This window comes from Bradyrhizobium viridifuturi, assembly GCF_001238275.1.
Classification (GTDB): Bacteria; Pseudomonadota; Alphaproteobacteria; order Rhizobiales; family Xanthobacteraceae; genus Bradyrhizobium; species Bradyrhizobium viridifuturi.
Genome location: NZ_LGTB01000015.1, coordinates 99,421 through 118,761 on the forward strand (window position 1 = coordinate 99,421; position 19,341 = coordinate 118,761).

18 protein-coding genes and 2 pseudogenes are annotated in these 19,341 nt (G+C 65.4%); 15 read left to right on the forward strand and 5 right to left on the reverse strand.

The features are described from left to right. Nucleotides 1–7 precede the first annotated feature (7 nt). Nucleotides 8–721, reverse strand: coding sequence for a ribonuclease PH (gene rph, locus ALC15_RS15735; protein WP_050628020.1), 714 nt, complete (start codon nucleotides 719–721; stop codon nucleotides 8–10). Between the two features lie 182 nt (nucleotides 722–903). On the opposite strand from rph, the gene hrcA reads away from it, so the two are divergent. Together hrcA and grpE are read left to right on the forward strand one after the other, a co-directional pair. Next, nucleotides 904–1,992 carry a heat-inducible transcriptional repressor HrcA gene (hrcA, locus tag ALC15_RS15740; protein ID WP_050628021.1) on the forward strand — a complete coding sequence of 363 codons (1,089 nt, stop codon included), beginning with the start codon at nucleotides 904–906 and terminating at the stop codon, nucleotides 1,990–1,992. 164 nt (nucleotides 1,993–2,156) lie between these two features. Then, on the forward strand, nucleotides 2,157–2,762 hold the full coding sequence (gene grpE, locus ALC15_RS15745) for a nucleotide exchange factor GrpE (protein ID WP_050628022.1): 606 nt from the start codon (nucleotides 2,157–2,159) through the stop codon (nucleotides 2,760–2,762). A gap of 19 nt (nucleotides 2,763–2,781) precedes the next feature. Here grpE and pncA read toward each other — a convergent pair whose 3' ends face one another. Together pncA and ALC15_RS15755 are read right to left on the reverse strand one after the other, a co-directional pair. Beyond that, on the reverse strand, nucleotides 2,782–3,492 hold the full coding sequence (gene pncA, locus ALC15_RS15750) for a bifunctional nicotinamidase/pyrazinamidase (protein WP_050628023.1): 711 nt from the start codon (nucleotides 3,490–3,492) through the stop codon (nucleotides 2,782–2,784). Nucleotides 3,493–3,592: 100 nt separating this feature from the next. Then, nucleotides 3,593–4,528, reverse strand: a complete 936-nt coding sequence (locus ALC15_RS15755; RefSeq protein WP_050628024.1) for a hypothetical protein — start codon at nucleotides 4,526–4,528, stop codon at nucleotides 3,593–3,595. 577 nt (nucleotides 4,529–5,105) lie between these two features. On the opposite strand from ALC15_RS15755, the gene dnaK reads away from it, so the two are divergent. From dnaK to ALC15_RS15795, 8 genes and pseudogenes are all read left to right on the forward strand, one after another. Continuing rightward, nucleotides 5,106–7,007: a molecular chaperone DnaK gene (dnaK, locus tag ALC15_RS15760; protein ID WP_050628025.1), complete on the forward strand. Its 1,902-nt coding sequence runs from the start codon at nucleotides 5,106–5,108 to the stop codon at nucleotides 7,005–7,007. A 160-nt stretch (nucleotides 7,008–7,167) separates the two neighbouring features. Continuing rightward, on the forward strand, nucleotides 7,168–8,295 hold the full coding sequence (gene dnaJ, locus ALC15_RS15765; protein WP_050628026.1) for a molecular chaperone DnaJ: 1,128 nt from the start codon (nucleotides 7,168–7,170) through the stop codon (nucleotides 8,293–8,295). A gap of 100 nt (nucleotides 8,296–8,395) precedes the next feature. Beyond that, nucleotides 8,396–8,997: pseudogene (locus tag ALC15_RS15770) on the forward strand (class I SAM-dependent methyltransferase). A gap of 43 nt (nucleotides 8,998–9,040) precedes the next feature. Next, nucleotides 9,041–9,619 carry an NADPH-dependent FMN reductase gene (locus tag ALC15_RS15775; RefSeq protein ID WP_050628027.1) on the forward strand — a complete coding sequence of 193 codons (579 nt, stop codon included), beginning with the start codon at nucleotides 9,041–9,043 and terminating at the stop codon, nucleotides 9,617–9,619. A 6-nt stretch (nucleotides 9,620–9,625) separates the two neighbouring features. After that, complete coding sequence (pyrF, locus tag ALC15_RS15780; RefSeq protein ID WP_050628028.1) at nucleotides 9,626–10,348, forward strand: orotidine-5'-phosphate decarboxylase; 723 nt, start codon at nucleotides 9,626–9,628, stop codon at nucleotides 10,346–10,348. Nucleotides 10,349–10,367: 19 nt separating this feature from the next. Beyond that, nucleotides 10,368–10,670 (forward strand): DUF1330 domain-containing protein, encoded by a 303-nt coding sequence (locus ALC15_RS15785; RefSeq protein WP_050424071.1) that lies wholly within the window; start codon nucleotides 10,368–10,370, stop codon nucleotides 10,668–10,670. Nucleotides 10,671–10,735: 65 nt separating this feature from the next. After that, nucleotides 10,736–11,548, forward strand: coding sequence for a 4-hydroxy-tetrahydrodipicolinate reductase (gene dapB, locus ALC15_RS15790; protein WP_050628029.1), 813 nt, complete (start codon nucleotides 10,736–10,738; stop codon nucleotides 11,546–11,548). A 48-nt stretch (nucleotides 11,549–11,596) separates the two neighbouring features. After that, nucleotides 11,597–12,220, forward strand: a complete 624-nt coding sequence (locus ALC15_RS15795) for a 2,3-bisphosphoglycerate-dependent phosphoglycerate mutase (RefSeq protein ID WP_050628030.1) — start codon at nucleotides 11,597–11,599, stop codon at nucleotides 12,218–12,220. A gap of 196 nt (nucleotides 12,221–12,416) precedes the next feature. Here the strand turns inward: ALC15_RS15795 and ALC15_RS15800 are convergent, their stop codons facing one another. Both ALC15_RS15800 and ALC15_RS15805 read right to left on the reverse strand, forming a co-directional pair. After that, on the reverse strand, nucleotides 12,417–13,313 hold the full coding sequence (locus ALC15_RS15800; RefSeq protein ID WP_035653697.1) for a methylated-DNA--[protein]-cysteine S-methyltransferase: 897 nt from the start codon (nucleotides 13,311–13,313) through the stop codon (nucleotides 12,417–12,419). Between the two features lie 111 nt (nucleotides 13,314–13,424). Beyond that, nucleotides 13,425–13,964, reverse strand: a complete 540-nt coding sequence (locus ALC15_RS15805; protein ID WP_050628031.1) for a DUF2244 domain-containing protein — start codon at nucleotides 13,962–13,964, stop codon at nucleotides 13,425–13,427. A 22-nt stretch (nucleotides 13,965–13,986) separates the two neighbouring features. Here ALC15_RS15805 and nth point away from each other — a divergent pair. The 5 genes and pseudogenes from nth (at nucleotide 13,987) to ALC15_RS15830 (ending at nucleotide 19,316) form a co-directional block, all read left to right on the forward strand. Further along, nucleotides 13,987–14,780 (forward strand): annotated as a pseudogene (nth, locus tag ALC15_RS15810) (endonuclease III). Nucleotides 14,781–14,846: 66 nt separating this feature from the next. Then, nucleotides 14,847–15,998, forward strand: coding sequence for an HlyD family secretion protein (locus tag ALC15_RS15815; protein ID WP_430649165.1), 1,152 nt, complete (start codon nucleotides 14,847–14,849; stop codon nucleotides 15,996–15,998). Beyond that, entirely contained in the window at nucleotides 15,985–17,613 is a 1,629-nt protein-coding gene (locus tag ALC15_RS15820) for an MFS transporter (protein ID WP_050628033.1), read from the forward strand. The genes ALC15_RS15815 and ALC15_RS15820 overlap by 14 nt, the downstream gene beginning before the upstream one ends. Before the next feature lie 132 nt (nucleotides 17,614–17,745). Beyond that, a complete protein-coding gene (locus ALC15_RS15825; protein WP_050628034.1) occupies nucleotides 17,746–18,807 on the forward strand; it encodes a type III polyketide synthase in 1,062 nt (353 codons plus the stop codon). Beyond that, nucleotides 18,804–19,316 carry an isoprenylcysteine carboxyl methyltransferase family protein gene (locus tag ALC15_RS15830; RefSeq protein ID WP_094193912.1) on the forward strand — a complete coding sequence of 171 codons (513 nt, stop codon included), beginning with the start codon at nucleotides 18,804–18,806 and terminating at the stop codon, nucleotides 19,314–19,316. The genes ALC15_RS15825 and ALC15_RS15830 overlap by 4 nt, the downstream gene beginning before the upstream one ends. Nucleotides 19,317–19,341: the final 25 nt, after the last annotated feature.

Genomic DNA, 19,341 nt, shown 5'->3' on the forward strand with positions numbered 1-19,341 from the left:
AATCTGACTACGCCACCGCGATCTTTTGCAAGTCGACCAGACGCGCGACACCTTTGCGTGCCAGCGCCATCAGCGCCAAAAATTCATCCTGCGAGAACGGCGTTTTCTCGGCGGTGCCCTGCACCTCGATGATGCGGCCATCGCCGGTCATGACGAAATTGGCATCGGTATCGGCCTCGGAATCCTCGGCATAATCGAGGTCGAGCACCGGGGTGCCCTGGTAGATGCCGCAGGAGATCGCCGCCACATTGTCGCGCAACACGTTGGTCTTCAGCATGTTGCGGGTCTTCATCCAGTTGATGCAGTCGGCAAGCGCCACCCAGGCACCGGTGATCGAGGCGGTGCGGGTGCCGCCATCGGCCTGGATGACATCGCAATCGACCGTGATCTGGCGCTCGCCGAGCGCTTCGAGATCGACCGCGGCGCGCAGCGAGCGACCGATCAGCCGTTGAATCTCGACCGTACGGCCGCCCTGCTTGCCGGCGGAGGCCTCGCGGCGGGTGCGTTCCAGGGTGGCGCGCGGCAGCATGCCGTATTCGGCGGTGACCCAGCCGCGGCCCTGGCCCTTCAGCCACGGCGGCAGGCGCTCTTCCAGCGTCGCGGTCACCAGCACATGGGTGTCGCCGAACCTCACCATGCAGGAACCCTCGGCGTATTTGACGACGCCGCGTTCCAGCGACACGGGGCGCAGTTCATCGGGCGCACGGCGGCTTGGCCGCATGAAATCCTCCAAAAATCCGACAGATAGAGCTGGGCGTGCTTGTAGGAGGGGCAGGGGGCAGCGGCAAGGGTCTTGGCGAGGGTTTTCGGCCCCGGATTGGTCCGGTACCAGAGGGCCGAATGCATGCTTGTCACCGGCCTCCCGGATCGACAAATTAGGCAGCAATTGTGAGGGACTGGAGTGTGACTCACCACGATCCGATCGGCCTGATCGCGCCGCATGCCGGGCTTGCCCAGCTCAACGAGCGCTCGCGCGACATTTTTCGTCAAATCGTCGAAAGCTATCTCGCGACCGGCGAGCCGGTCGGCTCGCGCAACATCTCGCGCCTGATCGCACTGCCGCTGTCGCCGGCCTCGGTCCGCAATGTGATGTCGGATCTCGAGCAGCTCGGCCTGATCTACGCGCCGCACACCTCGGCCGGCCGGCTGCCGACCGAGCTCGGCCTGCGCTTCTTCGTCGACGCCCTGATGCAGGTTGGCGATCTCACCGAGGCCGAGCGCCAATCGATCCAGACCCAGCTGGCCACCGTCGGCCGCGCGCAATCCGTCGAGGCGGCGCTTGGCGAGGCGTTGACGCGGCTGTCGGGACTGACCCGTGCCGCAGCTGTCGTGCTGACGCAGAAATCGAATGCGCGGCTGAAGCACATCGAATTCGTGCGGCTGGAGCCGGAAAAGGCGCTGGTCGTGCTGGTCGGTGAAGACGGCCAGGTCGAAAACCGGGTGCTGGCGCTGCCGCCGGGAGTTCCGTCCTCGGCCCTGACCGAAGCGACCAATTTCCTCAATGCACGGATCCGCGGCCGGACGCTGGCTGAAGCGCGACTCGAGCTTGAGACGGCATTGACGCAGAACCGCGCCGAGCTCGATCAGCTCACCCAGAAGGTGGTCGCGGCCGGCATCGCAAGCTGGTCCGGCGGCGAGAGCGAGGACCGCCAGCTGATCGTGCGCGGTCACGCCAATCTGCTCGAGGATCTGCATGCGCTCGACGATCTCGAGCGGATCAAGTCGCTGTTCGACGATCTCGAGACCAAGCGCGGCGTGATCGACCTGCTCGGCCGCGCCGAGCGCGGCGAGGGCGTGCGGATCTTCATCGGCTCGGAGAACAAGCTGTTCTCGTTGTCGGGTTCCTCGACCATCATCGCACCCTATGGCGACGCCCAGGGCCGGATCGTCGGCGTGCTCGGCGTGATCGGACCGACGCGGCTGAATTATGCGCGGGTGATCCCAACCGTCGATTATGCCGCGCGCATCGTCAGCAAGATGTTGGGCGGCTGAAGCGCCCGGATTTCGCTTTCATTTGACGGGTTTTCTTCGCCCGAACCGGAGGTCCCTGTTCCCGAAGCCGGCATGTTGCGCTTGATTTTCGCCGCCTAAAGCACGATATCCCGGGCAGCAATCCCCAAGATTTGAACCGACGCGAGTTTTCGAGAAGGCACGCCATGACCGATCCGAACCGGGCCAATGACAACACCGAGAATTCGGCGCCGACGGGTGAGCCCGTGGTCTCGAAGCCCTACATCATGCCTGACGATCCCGAGGTGGGATCGGCCGAGGCGCTGACTAAGGAACTCGCGGAGGCGAAGGACCGCACGCTGCGCACGCTGGCCGAGATGGAGAATCTCCGTCAGCGTACCCGCCGCGAGGTCTCCGACGCCAAGACCTACGGCATCACCGGCTTCGCGCGCGACGTGCTCGATATCGCCGACAATCTGCAGCGCGCGCTCGACGCGGTGCCGGCCGAGACCAAGGAAGCCGCCGATCCCGGCCTGAAGGCGCTGCTCGAAGGCGTCGAGCTGACCGAGCGCTCGCTGCTCAACGCGCTGGAGAAGAACGGCGTCAAGAAGTTCGATCCGATCGGCGAGAAGTTCGATCCGAATTTCCAGCAGGCGATGTTCGAGGTGCCCGATCCGTCGGTGCCGTCGGGCACCGTGGTGCAGGTGGTGCAGGCCGGCTACATGATCGGCGAGCGCATCCTGCGTCCGGCGCTGGTCGGTGTCTCCAAGGGCGGCGCCAAGGCTGCTCCGAGCGCCGACATCACGGTCTGATCCGCAGGACTTCCGCGCCTTACGCGATATCTGACGACTGGATGCGCTTGACGCCGGCCTTGTCCATGTCGGACCAGGCCTTGGCGAGCGAGCCCTGGGTGTCGATGCCACGGCAGGCGTCCTCCACCACATAGGTTTCGAAGCCGGCCTTGCGGGCATCGAGCGCGGTCCATGCCACGCAGAAATCGGTGGCGAGTCCGGCCACGAAAACCCGCTCGACGTTGCGCGCCTTCAAATAGGCGGCAAGCCCGGTGGTGGTCTTGCCGTCGGCTTCGGTGAAGGCGGAGTAGCTGTCGACGTCCTTGTGAAAGCCCTTGCGGATGATCAACTCGGCCTGCGGGATCGCAAGATCCTTCGACAGCCCTGCGCCGTCGGTGCCTTGCACGCAGTGATCGGGCCACAGCACCTGCTTGCCATAGGCGAGGTCGACGGTCTCGAACGGCTTCTTGCCCGCATGGACCGAGGCAAAGGAGACGTGGCCGGGCGTGTGCCAGTCCTGCGTCATCACCACGTTGGCGAAGCTCTTGGCGATCTTGTTGATGACCGGCACGACCTGCTCGCCGTCCTTCACCGCGAGGCTGCCGCCGGGCAGGAAGCAGTTCTGGACGTCGATCACGAGCAGCGCGGAGCCGTCGTCGGGCTTGATCGCGGCGGCCCAGAGATGTTTGGGAACCAGGGTCGCCAGCACCAACGTGCCGAGCCCTGCAACCACCTGTCGTCGATCCAACATCGCGCCCCTCCTCGCTTTGCGTGATACCGCGCGAGGAGGCTAGTTCCGTTCGGCGAACGACGAAAGCGGGATTTTTCCGACTTGCCTTGCGAAGGGCCGGTCAGCCGCGCGGCTGGATGCCGTCGCGCACCGCGCGGAAGCGCGGGAAGGCGGTTTCCCAATCGGTGCGCGGCGAGCTGCCGATGACCCGCACCGACGTCTGCGCGCCGAACCGCAGCCACTGCACGATGGTCACCGGGGTGTTGTCCTTGCCGCTGACGGCGTCGATCCGGGTCTCGAAGCCGGGCTGGCCGTCGATCCGGATCGGCTCGGACATGGTGATCCGCCCGTCGCGCACGCCGGGGATCGTGGTTGCGATCTGCTGGGCAAAGCGGCCGCGGTCGTCGGGCGTGGCGGGGGCCGACCCGATGACGCCGAGCAGCATGAAGGGCTTGGTCTCAAGGCTCTTGTCGTCGCCGTCGGCCATCAGCAGCGCGGCGCCCGGCGCCAACATGCGGATGTTCTTGAAGCCGCTGAGCTCGGTGACCTTGAACGGCATCATGCCGAGCTGCTCGTCGACCGGCACCTCCTTGCGGATTTCGGCGGAGGCGAACATCTGCCGCACGGCGTCGTCGGTGTAGATCTTGCTGGCGTTCTCCGGCACCTGCACCGCGACATAGCCGGAGAAGGTCGGTCCCGGCAGGATCATGGAATAGCGCCGCACATTGCTGGCGCCGTCGCGCGCGCTTTCCACGGTGTAGTAGGCGAGGCCGGCCGGCGTCTCGAGGCTCTCGGGCTTGATGTTTCCGGTGCCGGCGGGATTGGCTTTGAAGGCGGTCACGACCTCGTTGTAGGCGTCCGCCGGCAGGTCGGCGATCAGGACCTTCACGCCCTGATCCTCGGTCTCGAAGCCGATGAACGATTTGGCCCGGACAAGACCCACCAGCGGCTTCATCCCGACATGCGCGCCCGGCGGAAACACCACGTCGGCGGCAAAGCCACGACAGGTGGCAGCAATCAGCAAGGCAACCGCAACGAGAACTCGAAAAGGCGTCATGGGGGATCTACCGGTTTTGCTTGGTGGCCGCGCAACGGGGCCGGTGCAGGGCTGGATGGCCTCTTTCAGTCGGACCGCTTTTAGCGGTTTTGATGACCCTGCAACAGGCCGCCAACTCTCCGCCCCGGGCCCGCAGGCTCGATTCCGTGGGCTTTTCGCCCTGATTGGCAGGCACTTTCCAGTTTCCCGACATTTCCAAGAATGGTGGCCAGCGGCCAAACAGCGCGCCCTCGACCTGTGCGCGCTCTCGCATACGACGTTTGTGAGTGTTCACTCAACAGCGCTGACGTCGCGCCGCGAACGTTCGCGGCCGACCGCCGGCCGCATCATTGCCGATTTGTTAACTTGGCAGGGGTGCTGGTCGCCGCTTGAACCGGCGCCGCAGTCGGACTGACACAATCTTTCAAACGTCAGTCTTTTCAGGCCTCAACGTTGCGTCCAGTCCTTGCGGGCAGGACCCTCTCTCCTATATCAGGCTCACCGTCGCAATATCGCGAGTATGTGAACGTCTGGGGGTTCGGTACGGAGCGCCGTCAGGGCCCAACCAACCTGCCGTAGCAAAGAGGATATCAAAACCATGGGTAAGGTCATTGGGATCGACCTCGGCACCACGAATTCGTGCGTCGCCGTAATGGATGGCAAGAACGCCAAGGTGATCGAGAATGCCGAGGGCATGCGAACGACGCCGTCGATCGTTGCTTTCACTGACGATGGCGAGCGCCTCGTCGGCCAGCCGGCGAAGCGCCAGGCGGTGACCAATCCCGAGCGTACGTTCTTTGCGGTGAAGCGCCTCATCGGCCGCCGCTATGACGACCCGATGGTCGAGAAGGACAAGAAGCTCGTCCCCTACAAGATCGTCAAGGCATCGAACGGCGACGCCTGGGTCGAAGCCGATGGCAAGACCTATTCGCCCTCGCAGGTCTCGGCCTTCATCCTGCAGAAGATGAAGGAGACCGCTGAGGCGCATCTCGGCCAGAAGGTCGATCAGGCCGTCATCACCGTTCCCGCCTATTTCAACGACGCGCAGCGTCAGGCCACCAAGGACGCCGGCAAGATCGCCGGCCTCGAAGTGCTGCGCATCATCAACGAGCCGACCGCTGCCGCGCTCGCCTATGGTCTCGACAAGACCAAGTCCGGCACGATCGCCGTGTACGACCTCGGCGGCGGCACCTTCGACGTCTCGATCCTCGAGATCGGCGACGGCGTGTTCGAGGTGAAGTCGACCAACGGCGACACCTTCCTCGGTGGTGAAGACTTCGACATGCGCCTGGTCGGCTATCTCGCCGACGAGTTCCAGAAGGAGCAGGGCATCAACCTGCGCAACGACAAGCTCGCTTTGCAGCGCCTGAAGGAAGCTGCGGAGAAGGCCAAGATCGAGCTGTCGTCGACCACGCAGACCGAAATCAACCTGCCGTTCATCACGGCTGACCAGACCGGTCCGAAGCATCTGACGATGAAGCTGACCCGCGCCAAGTTCGAGGCGCTGGTGGCCGATCTCGTCGAGAAGACCATCGAGCCGTGCCGCAAGGCGCTGAAGGATGCCGGCCTGACTGCCGGCGAGATCGGCGAAGTGGTGCTGGTCGGCGGCATGACCCGCATGCCGAAGATCCAGGAAGTGGTGAAGCAGTTCTTCGGCAAGGAGCCGCACAAGGGCGTCAATCCCGACGAAGTCGTCGCGATCGGTGCTGCGATCCAGGCCGGCGTGCTGCAGGGCGACGTCAAGGACGTGCTGCTGCTCGACGTGACCCCGCTGTCGCTGGGCATCGAGACGCTGGGCGGCGTGTTCACCCGCATCATCGACCGCAACACCACGATCCCGACCAAGAAGAGCCAGGTGTTCTCGACCGCCGAAGACAATCAGGGCGCCGTGACCATCCGCGTCTTCCAGGGCGAGCGTGAAATGGCGGCCGACAACAAGATGCTCGGCCAGTTCGACCTGATGGGCATTCCGCCGGCTCCGCGCGGCATGCCGCAGATCGAGGTGACCTTCGACATCGACGCCAACGGCATCGTCAACGTCTCGGCCAAGGACAAGGCGACCGGCAAGGAACAGCAGATCCGGATCCAGGCATCCGGCGGTCTGTCCGAGGCCGACATCGACAAGATGGTCAAGGACGCCGAGGTCAATGCGGCCGAGGACAAGAAGCGCCGCGAGGCCGTCGACGCCAAGAACCATGCCGATGGCCTGGTTCATTCGACCGAGAAGGCCCTGGCCGAACACGGTTCGAAGATCGCCGACACCGAGCGCCGCGCGATCGAAGACGCCGTCAGCGACCTCAAGGAAGCGCTGAAGGGCGACGACGCCGAGGCGATCAAGGCCAAGACCAACACGCTGGCGCAGGCTTCGATGAAGCTCGGCGAGGCCATGTACAAGCAGCAGGCCGAGGCCGATGCGGCCAAGGACGCTGCCAAGGATGACGTTGTCGACGCGGAGTTCACCGAGGTCGACGACGACAAGAACAACAAGAAGTCTGCCTAAGCGGGCTTGCGATCATGACCCTCACGCCAAAGAGCACGCGCCGCGTCTCGGAGGAGTGGGGGTCATTTTTCTTTAAGGCGATCGCTGCATCTTCCAGACAGGCGCAATCCTTGACGCGATCCTATTGATGATCGCGATGAACTTCGGACGGAATTGAAGGATGTCCACCAAGCGCTGCTATTACGAGACCCTCGAGGTTGAGCGGAACGCGGACGAGACCAAGCTGAAATCAGCTTTCCGCAAGCTCGCTATGAAATGGCATCCGGACAAGAATCCGGGCGACGCCACCAGCGAAGTCCGGTTCAAGGAAATCAACGAAGCCTATGAGGTCTTGAAGGACGGCGACAAGCGCGCCGCCTATGACCGCTTCGGCCATGCCGCCTTCGAGCAGGGCATGGGCGGTGGCGGCCCCGGCTTCGGCGCCGGCTTCGCCTCGTCCTTCTCCGACATCTTCGAGGATCTGTTCGGCATGGCCGGGCAGCGCCGCAGCGGCGGCCGCGAGCGCGGCGCCGACCTGCGCTACAACATGGAGATCACGCTCGAGGAGGCCTTCCAGGGCAAGACTGCGCAGATCGAGATTCCGGTCTCGGTCACCTGCGAATCCTGCTCCGGCACCGGTGCCAAGGCCGGCACCAAGCCGAAGACCTGCTCGCATTGCGGCGGCGCCGGCCGTATCCGGCAGGCCCAGGGCTTCTTCACGCTGGAGCGGACCTGCCCCAGCTGCCAGGGCCGCGGTCAGATGATCGAGGACGCCTGCACCTCCTGCGCGGGTTCCGGCCGTGTGACGCGCGAGCGCACGCTGTCGGTCAACATTCCTCCGGGGGTCGAGGACGGCACCCGCATCCGGCTCGCCGGCGAAGGTGAGGCCGGTGTCCGCGGCGGACCGCCCGGCGACCTCTACATCTTCCTGTCGTTGACCACGCACCAGTTCTTCCAGCGCGACGGCGCCGACCTGCACTGCCGCGTGCCGATCTCGATGGTGACCGCAGCGCTCGGCGGCGAGTTCGAGGTGCCGACCATCGACAAGGGCAAGACCAAGGTGAAGGTGCCGGCCGGCACCCAGTCCAGCCGGCGATTCCGCATCGCATCAAAGGGCATGCCGGTGCTGCGCTCGCGCCAGACCGGCGACATGTATGTCCAGGTCGTGGTCGAAACTCCGCAGAATCTGACCAAGAAGCAGCAAGAACTGCTGATGGAGTTCGAAAAACTCTCGTCCGGCGCGACCCAGCCGGAGGCAGCGGGTTTCTTCTCTAAGGTCAAGGACTTCTTCGGAAGCCGCTCCGCCTAGTCGCAGTCGTTATGCTTGACCGTAACGAGTTCGATCTATACGTGTTTATGACTGTTTTCTGACAACCGCTCGATTGTGCGCGGTCCCGCCTGGTAGCGACATGCCTCTGCAATCGTCCGTGCGTGCGTCGAAGAAGCCCCTCCGTCTCGACGACGAGGTTCGTTTTCTCCGTTCATGGATCGAGAAGCCGCTGCATATGGGCGCGGTGATGCCGTCCGGGCGGCTGCTCGCGCGCACCATGGCGCAATATGTCGATCCTGACGCCGAAGGGCCGGTCGTCGAACTTGGGCCCGGCACCGGGGCGATCACCAAGCGCTGATCGAGCACGGCGTCGATCAGAAGCGACTCGTCCTGGTTGAGTACAATCCCGGCTTCTGCGCGTTGCTGCGCGAACGCTATCCGCAGGCCAAGGTGGTCCAGGGCGACGCCTACAGGCTGCGCGATACGCTGTGGGACGTCATGAAATCTCCGGCCTCGGCCGTGGTCTCCGGCCTGCCGCTGGTCACCAAGCCGATGCTGACCCGCCTGAAGCTGGTCCGCGACGCCTTCCTGGCGCTCGCCCCCGGTGCGCCCTTCGTACAGTTCACCTATTCCGTGGTGCCTCCGATCCCGAAGTCGCTGCCGGGCGTGTCCACAGAGGCCTCGGAGCGGATCTGGATGAACCTTCCGCCCGCGCGGGTCTGGGTGTATCGCAAGGGCTGATCGCCCCGCGCCGGGGCGCACGCCCTGGACCTGCGATTTCAAAATGTCTGCGCTGAAAATCCTCGTGATCCCGGGATCGCTTCGATCCGGCTCGCTCAACGCGAAGCTGGCCGCCGTGCTGGCGCATGAGCTCGCGCAGTCGGGCGCCGACGTGACCCGCATCTCGCTCGGCGATTTTCCGCTGCCGATCTATGACGGCGATCTGCAGGCCAAATCGGGCGTGCCGCAGCATGCCGTCAATCTGAAGCGGATGATCGGCACCCATCATGGCGTGCTGGTCGTGACGCCCGAATACAATTCCTCGGTGCCGGCGCTGGTGAAGAACACGATCGACTGGGTCAGCCGCGTGCAGGATCCTCACGAGGCGCGCGGCCAGGTATTCCGCGAGCGCGTGTTCGCGATCGCCGCGGCATCCGGCAACCGGCTCGGCGGCACCCGCGCGCTGGCGGCGCTGCGCCTGATCCTGTCGGCGTGCCACGCCACCGTGATCCCGAACCAGCTCGCGCTGTCATTCGCCGAGCAGGCCTATGACGACATGGATCATCTGAAGCATCAGGCCGACATCGACACGATGCGCGCGCTGGTGCGGCAGCTGATCGACCATTCCCAACGCATGATGTGAGGTGACATGCAGCCAGCCAGGATCGCTCCAAGGATCGCCCCAAGAGACCGGTTGATCGTGGCGCTCGACTTGCCGTCGGTCGCGAGCGCAGAGGCGATGATCGACAGGCTCGGCGATAGCGTCACCTTCTACAAGATCGGCTACCAGCTCGGTTATGCCGGCGGCCTCGGGCTGGCGCAGCAGCTCGCCGCTCGCGGCAAGAAGGTGTTTCTTGATCTGAAGATGCACGACATCGGCAACACGGTTGCGCGCGGGGTCGAGAGCGTCGCTTCTCTCGGCGCGACCTTCCTCACCGTGCACGCCTATCCGCAAACCATGAAGGCGGCCGTCGAGGCCCGCGCCGGCTCCGGCCTCAAGATCCTCGCGGTCACGGTGCTGACCTCCTATGACGATGCCGACCTGCACGCCGCAGGCTACCGCCTCAATGTCTCCGATCTCGTCGAGGCGCGCGCCAGGCAGGCGCAGGCGCTCGGTGTCGACGGCCTCGTCAGCTCGCCCGAGGAGGCGGCCGCCCTGCGCAAGATCGTCGGCGATCAGATGAACCTGGTGACACCGGGCATCCGCCCTGCGGGCTCGGCGACCGGCGACCAGAAGCGCATCATGACGCCGGCCCGTGCCATTGCCGCCGGCGCCGACTACCTGGTGGTCGGCCGCCCGGTGATGGAAGCCGCCGATCCGAAGGCCGCAGCCGAAGCCATTCACACCGAGATCGCCCAGGCGCTCGCCTGAACCAACAAGGGAGAAGACAATGGCGAAGGGATACTGGATCGGACGCGTCGACGTTCACAATGACGAGGGCTACAAGCCCTACGCGGTCGCCAACCTTGCGATCTTCAAGAAGTTCGGCGGCCGCTATGTGGTGCGCGGCGGCCAGCTCAACTGCGTCGAGGGCCAGAGCCGCTCGCGCAACGTCGTGATCGAATTTCCCGACTATGCGACCGCGATGGCCTGCTACAACTCGCCGGAATACCAGGCCAACATCAAGGTGCGGCAACCGCATTCGATCGCCGATCTCATCATCATCGAGGGCTATGACGGCCCGCAGCCCTGATCGGCGGCCCCCGGTTCGGTTGCCGGAACAGCCATGGCTCGCTATACGGCTTGCAGAGGTGAGCCATGGCTGACATGCGTTTGATCGTTGCGGGAGCCGGCGGCCGGATGGGCCGCACGCTGGTGCGGGTGATTTCCGAGACCCCGGGGGCGGTGCTGGTCGGCGCGCTGGAGGCGCCGGGCTCGGAACTGCTCGGCAAGGACGCCGGCGTGCTCGCCGGGCTTCCCGCCAACGACGTCAAGCTGTCGGCCGATCTGTGGTCGATGTCGGCGGGCGCCGACGGCATCCTCGATTTCACGGTGCCGGCGGCGACGATCGCCAATGTCGCGATCGCGGCCGAACGCGGCCTGGTTCACGTCATCGGCACCACCGGCCTGTCGCAGTCCGACGATGCGGTGATCCGCAGCGTCACCGACCGCGCCATCGTGGTGAAGTCGGGCAATATGAGCCTCGGCGTCAATCTGCTGGCGGCGCTGGTCAAGCGCGTCGCGCAGTCGCTCGACCAGAGCTTCGACATCGAAATTCTCGAAATGCACCACAAGTCCAAGATCGACGCACCGTCGGGCACCGCCTTGATGCTCGGCGAAGCCGCCGCTGCCGGCCGCAAGATCGCGCTCGACCAGCATTCGGCGCGCGGCCGCGATGGCCTGACCGGCGCACGGCGCGCCGGCGACATCGGCTTTGCCTCATTGCGCGGCGGCACCGCGGCCGGCGATCACAGCGTGATCTTTGCCGGTCCTTCCGAGCGCATCACGCTGTCGCACCATGCCGAGGATCGCGCGCTGTTCGCGCAAGGCGCGCTGAAAGCGGCGCTGTGGGCGCATGGCAAGAAGCCCGGCATGTATTCGATGACCGACGTTCTCGGGTTGAGCGACTGAGGTCGCTTGTCGAGATGAAATCCAGCTCAAGCGAAAACGGAATCTGAAATGAGTGATCGCCTTCTTGTGCTCGTTCGTCACGGTCAGAGCGAATGGAATCTGAAGAACCTGTTCACCGGATGGAAGGATCCTGATCTCACCGAGCAGGGCATCCGTGAGGCCAAGGACGCCGGCCGCAAGCTGAAGGCGCAGGGCCTGTCGTTCGATGTCGCCTTCACCTCCGACCTGACGCGCGCGCAGCACACGCTGAAGCTGATGCTGGAAGAGATCGGGCAGACTGGATTGCCGACCACGAAGAACCTCGCGCTCAACGAACGCGACTACGGCGATCTCTCCGGCCTCAACAAGGACGACGCCCGCAAGAAGTGGGGCGAGGATCAGGTGCTGATCTGGCGCCGTTCCTACGACGTGCCGCCGCCCGGCGGCGAGAGCCTGAAGGATACGCTGGCGCGGACGTTGCCCTATTACGTGCAGGAGATCCTGCCCGGCGTGCTGCGCGGCCAGCGCACGCTGATCGCGGCCCACGGCAATTCGCTGCGCGCGCTGATCATGGTGCTGGAGAAGCTTTCGCCCGAGCAGATCCTCAAGCGCGAACTCGCCACCGGCGCGCCGGTAGTCTACCGGCTCAATGCGGATTCGACCGTGGCGTCGAAGGTCGATCTGGCCGGCTGAGCTAGAGCGATGGACCCGTCATCCTGAGGAGCGCGAAGCGCGTCTCGAAGGATGCACGGCCACCAGCCGGGCCGTCGACCCTTCGAGGCTCGCTCGCGCGAGCACCTCAGGGTGACGGTGAGGGACTGGAAGTCTGTCTATTGGCAATCAGGCCGTAGGATGGGTTTCGCTGCGCTCTACCCATCCTACAATCGGATTAGTGCAACCCGACCTGCCCGGCTTCCCAGCCCAGCATCGCCTGCTTGCGGGTGATGCCCCAGTGGTAGCCGGTCAGCGCGCCGCTCTTGCCGAGGGCGCGATGGCAGGGCACCACGAACGACACCGGATTGCGGCCGACCGCGGCGCCGACGGCGCGCGAGGCCTTCGGGCTGTTGATGTTGCAGGCGATGTCGGAATAGCTCACCGCGCGGCCCATCGGGATCTTGAGCAGCGTTTCCCACACCCGCACCTCGAAGTCGGTGCCGATCAGGACGACGCGCAGCGGCTGGTCCGCCCGCCACAACCTCGTGTCGAACACGCGCTGCGCCAATGCGGTGGTGCCGTCGGTGTCCTCGACATAGGTCGCGTTCGGCCAGCGCCGCTTCATGTCGGCGAAGGCGGTCTGCTCGTCGCCGGGATCGGCGAAGGCAAGCCCCGCGAGCCCGCGGTCCGTCGCGATCACGATCGCGGTGCCGAACGGTGAGGGGTGGAAGCCGTAGCGCAGCGTCATGCCGCCGCCGCCGGTCTTCCATTCGCCTGGAGACATCGCCTCGTGGGTGACGAACAGATCGTGCAGCCGTCCCGGTCCCGAAAGGCCGGAGTCGAGCGCCGCGTCGAGCACGCTTGCGGAGTCGCGCAACAGGTTCTTGGCGTGGTCCAGCGTCAGCGCCTGCATGAAGGCCTTCGGCGTCAGCCCGGCCCAGCGGCGGAACAGATGGTGCAGTTCATCTGGCGTGACGGCGGCGGCATCGGCCATCGCTTCGATGGTCGGCTGCGTGCGCCAATGCTCCGAGATGAACGCGATGGCGCGTCGCACCGAGTCATAGTCGCGCAGCGCGGCGTTCTGGAGGCCCGGCTTGGCCAGGCGCTGGTCATGTATGGCGAGTGTCATCATGGTGTCTGATTTAGGAGCCATGGCGCATCCAAACCACCCGATTTCCGACAAGCATGATCCGGAAAAGTGGGGACCGGTTTTCCGGCAAGATCATGCTCAAATGAAGCTCGACTAGACGATGGGGTTGTAGGTGGGGCCGCGCTTCGCGGTGTTCAACGCCGCGGTCAAGGCCTTGGAGAAGCTGGCCTTTTCGTCCGGGCTCAGGAAGCTGCCGACGCTCACCCGGCGGCCCCGGGAGACCAGATAAAGCCGCTCGATGCCGAACTCCTCGTGCGAGATCTGCTCGAACCGCACCCACAGCGGATTGAGCACCCATTCGGCCACGTGGCCGCGGTGGCTGATCCTGCGCACCCGCAGTTCCGACGGCGTGACGGTGATCTCCTCGCTCGCCTTGGCGGTGCGGAAATTGACCTTGAAGGCCCAGTAGATCACCAGCACGTCGAGGCCGAAGAAGCCGAAGATCGGCCAGGCGCCGAGCCACCAGAACACCGCGCCGGCGATGAAGCTGATCACGGTGACGAACGACATCAGCACGATGAAGCCGGTGCGATTCAGCGAGCGATGCGGCGTCAGCAGCGCCGAGAACAGTTTCGGCTCGGCCTCGGTCGCCTCGGCGTCGTTCGCGGGATCAAAGTCGTTGCCTGCGGTCATGACGTATCAGTATATCCCGTTCATGGCCAAAATCATCCGCTCTCAACGCGCCAGTACCTCAAGCGTTCGGTCGGCGCCGAAGAAGAAAGTCGCGAAAGCAAAGCCGCTGCCCAAAGGCGCGGCAAACAAGCCGGCGACCAAGGTCGCCAAGAAAACCGCAAAGCAGGTCGCAAAGCCGAAGCCGTGGACGGCGGAGGAGGTCTACGAGGCCTTCGATCGGTTCCGCAAGGCCAATCCCGAGCCGAAGGGCGAGCTCGAGCACCTCAACCCCTACACGCTGCTGGTTGCGGTGGTGTTGTCGGCGCAGGCGACCGACGCCGGCGTCAACAAGGCGACGCGGCCGCTGTTCGAGGTGGCCGATACGCCGGAGAAGATGCTTGAGCTCGGCGAAGAAAAAGTACGCGACTACATCAAGACCATCGGGCTCTATCGCAACAAGGCCAAGAACGTCATTGCGCTGTCGGAGAAGCTGATCGCCGAATTCGGCGGCGAGGTGCCGCGCACCCGCGCTGAAATCGAGTCACTGCCCGGCGCCGGCGCAAGACCGCGAATGTCGTGCTCAACATGGCGTTCGGTGAACACACGATGGCGGTCGACACCCATGTGTTTCGCGTCGGCAACCGCACCGGGCTCGCGCCCGGCAAGACGCCGCTCGAGGTCGAACTCGGACTGGAGAAGGTGATCCCGACCGAGTTCATGCTGCACGCCCATCACTGGCTGATCCTGCATGGCCGCTACACCTGCCTCGCCCGCGGCCCGCGTTGCGAAGTATGCCTGATCAACGATCTCTGCCGGTGGCCGGAGAAGACCGTCTGAGCCATGATCGTCGTGGTGTGGTAATAGGCTCGTCCGGCGTTCCGGTGCGTGACTGAGGGGTTTGGCGTGACTGAGCAGGTTCAAGAGGGTTCATCACAAGTCACCCAACCGGCTCTTGCTCCGGCGACAGCGCCAGATGCACCGAAATCGGCGACCAAGGGCTTCTGGCGCCGCTTTGCGATTCCGCTGTTTGCGGTGCTCGTCGCGCTCGCCTTCGTCGTCGTGGCGACCTCGCACTGGAATGCGTGGGTCGGCAGCGCGACGATCCAGACCACCGATGATGCCTATGTGCGGGCCGAGCTGACCCAGCTCTCCAGCCGCGTCTCGGGCGAGGTGCTCACGGTCGCCGTCTCCGATTTCCAGCGCGTCAAGGCCGGTGATCTCCTGGTGCAGATCGATCCTGCCGACTACCAGGCGCAGGTCGCACAGGCGGAGGCAGGCGTGGTCGGCGCGCAGGCCGCGCTCGACAACCTCAACAACCAGGTCGAGCTGCAATACGCGACGATCGCGCAGGCCGAGGCGTCGCGGTTGTCCGCCGAGGCGCAGCAGACCCTGGCAAAGCAGGAGGAGGAGCGTCAGCAGTCGCTGTCGCAAACCGATGCCGGCACGCGGCAGCGGCTCGAGCAGGCGACGGCTTCCTACGCCAAGGCCGAGGCTGACGTGAAGGCCAGCCGCGCGGTGATCGCCGCGCAGCGCCACCAGCTCGAGGTCCTGCAGGGCACCAAGAAGCAGCGCGCCGCCGACCTCGACGCCGCCAAGGCGCTGCTGGCGTCGGCTAGGCTCAAGCTCGGCTACACCAGGATCGTTGCGCCGTTCGACGGCGTCACCGGCGAGCGCCAGGTGCAGCCGGGCGATTACGTCAACATCGGCACCAATCTGGTCAATGTCGTGCCGCTGCCGAATGTCTATGTGATCGCCAACTACAAGGAGACCCAGCTGACCAACGTCAGACCGGGCCAGCCGGTCGCGGTCACCGTGGATACATTCTCCGGCCAGACGCTGCGCGGCGTCGTCGAACGCATCGCGCCGGCGAGCGGATCGCAATTCGCGCTGCTGCCGCCCGACAACGCCACTGGCAATTTCACCAAGGTGGTGCAGCGCATCCCGGTGCGCATCCAGTTCGACAAGGGCCAGCCATTGCTCGAACGCCTGCTGCCGGGCATGTCGGTCGTCACCCGCATCAACACCAGCGAGGCGGTCGCCAATGGCGGAAAGTGACGACCGCGATCGCGGCCCGGTCTCGCGCGGCGACGTCGCGCGCTATCCGGTGTTCGCGGTCGTCGCCGTGCTGCTCGGCGCGTTTCTGGCGAATTTCGACAGCCGCCTGACCACGGTCGGGCTGCCCGATCTGCGCGGCGCGTTCTCGCTCACCTTCGACGAGGGTGCGTGGCTCTCGACCGCCGCGATCGGCTCGCAGATATTCATCGCACCCGCGGTCGCCTGGCTCGCCACCGCGTTCGGCCTGCGTCGCGTGCTCGGAATTCCGAGCCTGGTCTATGCCGTGGTGTCGCTGACCATCCCGTTCGTGCGCGACTACACGACGCTGATCGCACTCAGCATCGCGCACGGCATGCTGCTTGGCACCTTCGTTCCGGCGACGCTGATGATCATCCTGCGCAACCTGCCGATCCGCTGGTGGGTGCCGGGGATCGCGTTGTATTCGATCCGCGTCGGCTTCGCGCTGGACTCGTCGAGCTCGCTGGTCGGCTTCTATGTCGAGCATCTCGGCTGGCAGTGGCTGTATTGGCAGGGCGTGGTGATCGCGCCGCTGATGGGGTTGATGGTGTATCTCGGCACGCCGAGGGAGCCGGTCAATCGCGACCTGCTGCATCATGCCGATTGGGGCGGCATGCTGCTGCTCGGCGCCGGCGTCGCGATGGTCTATGCCGGGCTCGATCAGGGCAACCGGCTGGACTGGCTCTCATCGGGCACCGTGATGGCGCTGCTGATCGGGGGCGGACTGCTGATCATCGGCTTCATGATCAACGAGATGGTCGCGCCCCGGCCATGGGCGCATTTCAACGTGCTGTTCTCGCGCAATATCGGGCTCTCGCTGATCGTCATCCTGCTGTACACGCTGACCAGCCTGTCGAACTCGTCGCTGGTGCCGAACTTCCTCGGCACCGTCGCCGCGCTGCGGCCGGAGCAGTCGGGCGTGCTGCTGTTCACCTACGGCGCGCTGCCGATGTTCGCGCTGGTGCCGATCTCGATCCTGCTGCTCCGCCATCTCGATCCGCGTGTCGTCGTGGTGCTCGGCTTTTCGGCATTCGCGGCCGCCAATCTCTGGGGCACGCAGCTCAGCCACATCTGGGCGCGGGAGGATTTCGTCGGCATCGTCCTGCTCACGTCGGTGGGGCAGGCGTTCACGCTGCTGCCGATCATCATTATGGCGCTGTCCAATTCCGATCCGTCACGGGCGACCGCGTTCGCGGCCTACATCCAGATCATGCGGCTCGGCGGCGCCGAGATCGGCGTGGCCCTGATGGGGACCTGGCTGCGCGTTCGCGAGCAAATTCATTCGAACTATCTCGGACAGCACGTCCAGAACGGCGACGTCGACGTCGTCAACCTGCTGAAGCGGCTGGCGGGAGAGTTTTCCGGCCATGGCGTGGGGACTGCGATGGGGCGGGCCGTCGGCACGCTGGCGGCCCTGGTGCAGCGCGAGGCCAATACGCTCGCCTACATCGACGGCTTCTGGCTGTGCTTCTGGCTCGCGATCGCGGCGCTGTTCGTCGTAGCCCTGATCGCCCGCGCGCCGCAGGGCCCGCTGTCGCCTGTGCCGCTCAGCTTCATCAGGAATCTGCTGCGCAAATCGGGCGCCGCCGCGTCCTGATTGGCGAAGAGCGCGACGCGGCTGTCGCCGCCGGGGTCAACTTATAGTGACTGCCGCGCTCCCTCTATCTCGCCGGCGTCTGAAATATTTTGCGCACCGCGTGGTTCCACAACCGGGGGAACTGGAGCCACGATGATCGAGACCACGCAGACGGCCGCACTTGTTTCCATGGCGACAGCGGTTCCACCGCATCTATTCCATCAGGGGCAGATCCTGCAGGCCGCACGCAGCCTTCTTGCCGACCGCTATCCCGAATTCGAGACGCTCTCCAGCCTGTTTGCCAACACCGGCATCCAGCATCGCCATGGCGTGAAGCCGATCGAATGGTATCTCGAACGACGCGGTTGGCCGGAGCGAACGCAGGCCTTCCTGGAAGGCGCCGAGGCGCTGTTCGTCGATGCCGCCGGCAAGGCGATCGCGGCCGCCGGCTTGACCGGCAGCGAGATCGATACCGTGGTCACGGTGTGCTCGACCGGCATCGCCACGCCGACGCTGGAGGCGCGCGTCGCCGGCAAGCTCGGTCTGCGGCCGGATGTGTCGCGTGTGCCGGTGTTTGGTCTCGGCTGCGCGGGCGGCGTGTCTGGCCTCTCGATCGCGGCGCGGCTGGCGCAGGCGCGGCCCGGCGCGAACGTGCTGCTGGTTGCGCTCGAGCTCTGCACGCTCGCGGTTCGCCACGACGAGCTGACCAAGGCGAACATCGTTGCGGCCAGCCTGTTCGGCGATGGCGCCGCGGCGATCGTGCTGCGCGCCGGCGACGGCGGTGCGACGCGGATCGAGGCGGCCGGCGAAAAGCTGTGGCCGGATACGCTCGACGTGATGGGCTGGACGGTCGATCCGGAAGGATTCGGCGTCGTCTTCCAGCGTACCATTCCGGATTTCGTCCGCGACCACGTTGGATCCGCGGTTGCCGAAATTCTGGAACGGATGGAGCTTGCGGCCGATGACATCGATCGCTTCGTCTGCCATCCCGGCGGCTCCAAGGTGATCACGGCGCTGGAGCGGGCGCTCGCGCTAGACCAGGGTACGCTCGATCACGAACGCGATGTCATCGCGGCGTGCGGCAACATGTCGGCCCCGACGGTTCTGTTTGTTCTCGAACGCGCCCGCGCCAAGGGATTGCCGCCGCGCGCGCTGCTCACCGCGCTCGGGCCGGGCTTCACGCTGAGCTGCGTAGCGCTGAGGCACGCGGCGTGAGCTTCGCCTCGGTCATCCTTGCACTGGTCACGCTGCAGCGCCTCGGCGAGCTCGCGCTGTCCCGTCGCAACACGGCGCGGCTGCTGGCGCAAGGCGCGATCGAGGTCGGTGCCGCTCACTACCCGCTCATCGTGCTGCTTCACGCCGGCTGGCTGACCGCGCTGTGGGTCTGGGGCCGTAACCAGGACGTCAACCTGGCTGCGCTGGCGGCCTTCGTGGCGCTGCAGGGCCTGCGGCTGTGGATCCTCGCCGCGCTCGGGCCGCGATGGACCACGCGGATCATCGTGCTGCCGGGTGCGCCGCTGATCGTATCCGGGCCGTACCGGTACTTCCCGCATCCGAACTATGCCGTCGTCGTCGCTGAAATCGCGCTGCTGCCGCTCGCGCTGCACCTGCCGGTGCTGGCGCTGATCTTCACCGTGCTCAATCTCGCGGTGCTTGCAGTGCGAATTCGCGCCGAGAGCCGTGCGCTGTCGGTTTCCGGCTGGCCACGCGTCAGCACGTCATGAGCAAGCAGCCAGATCACCCAGCCGA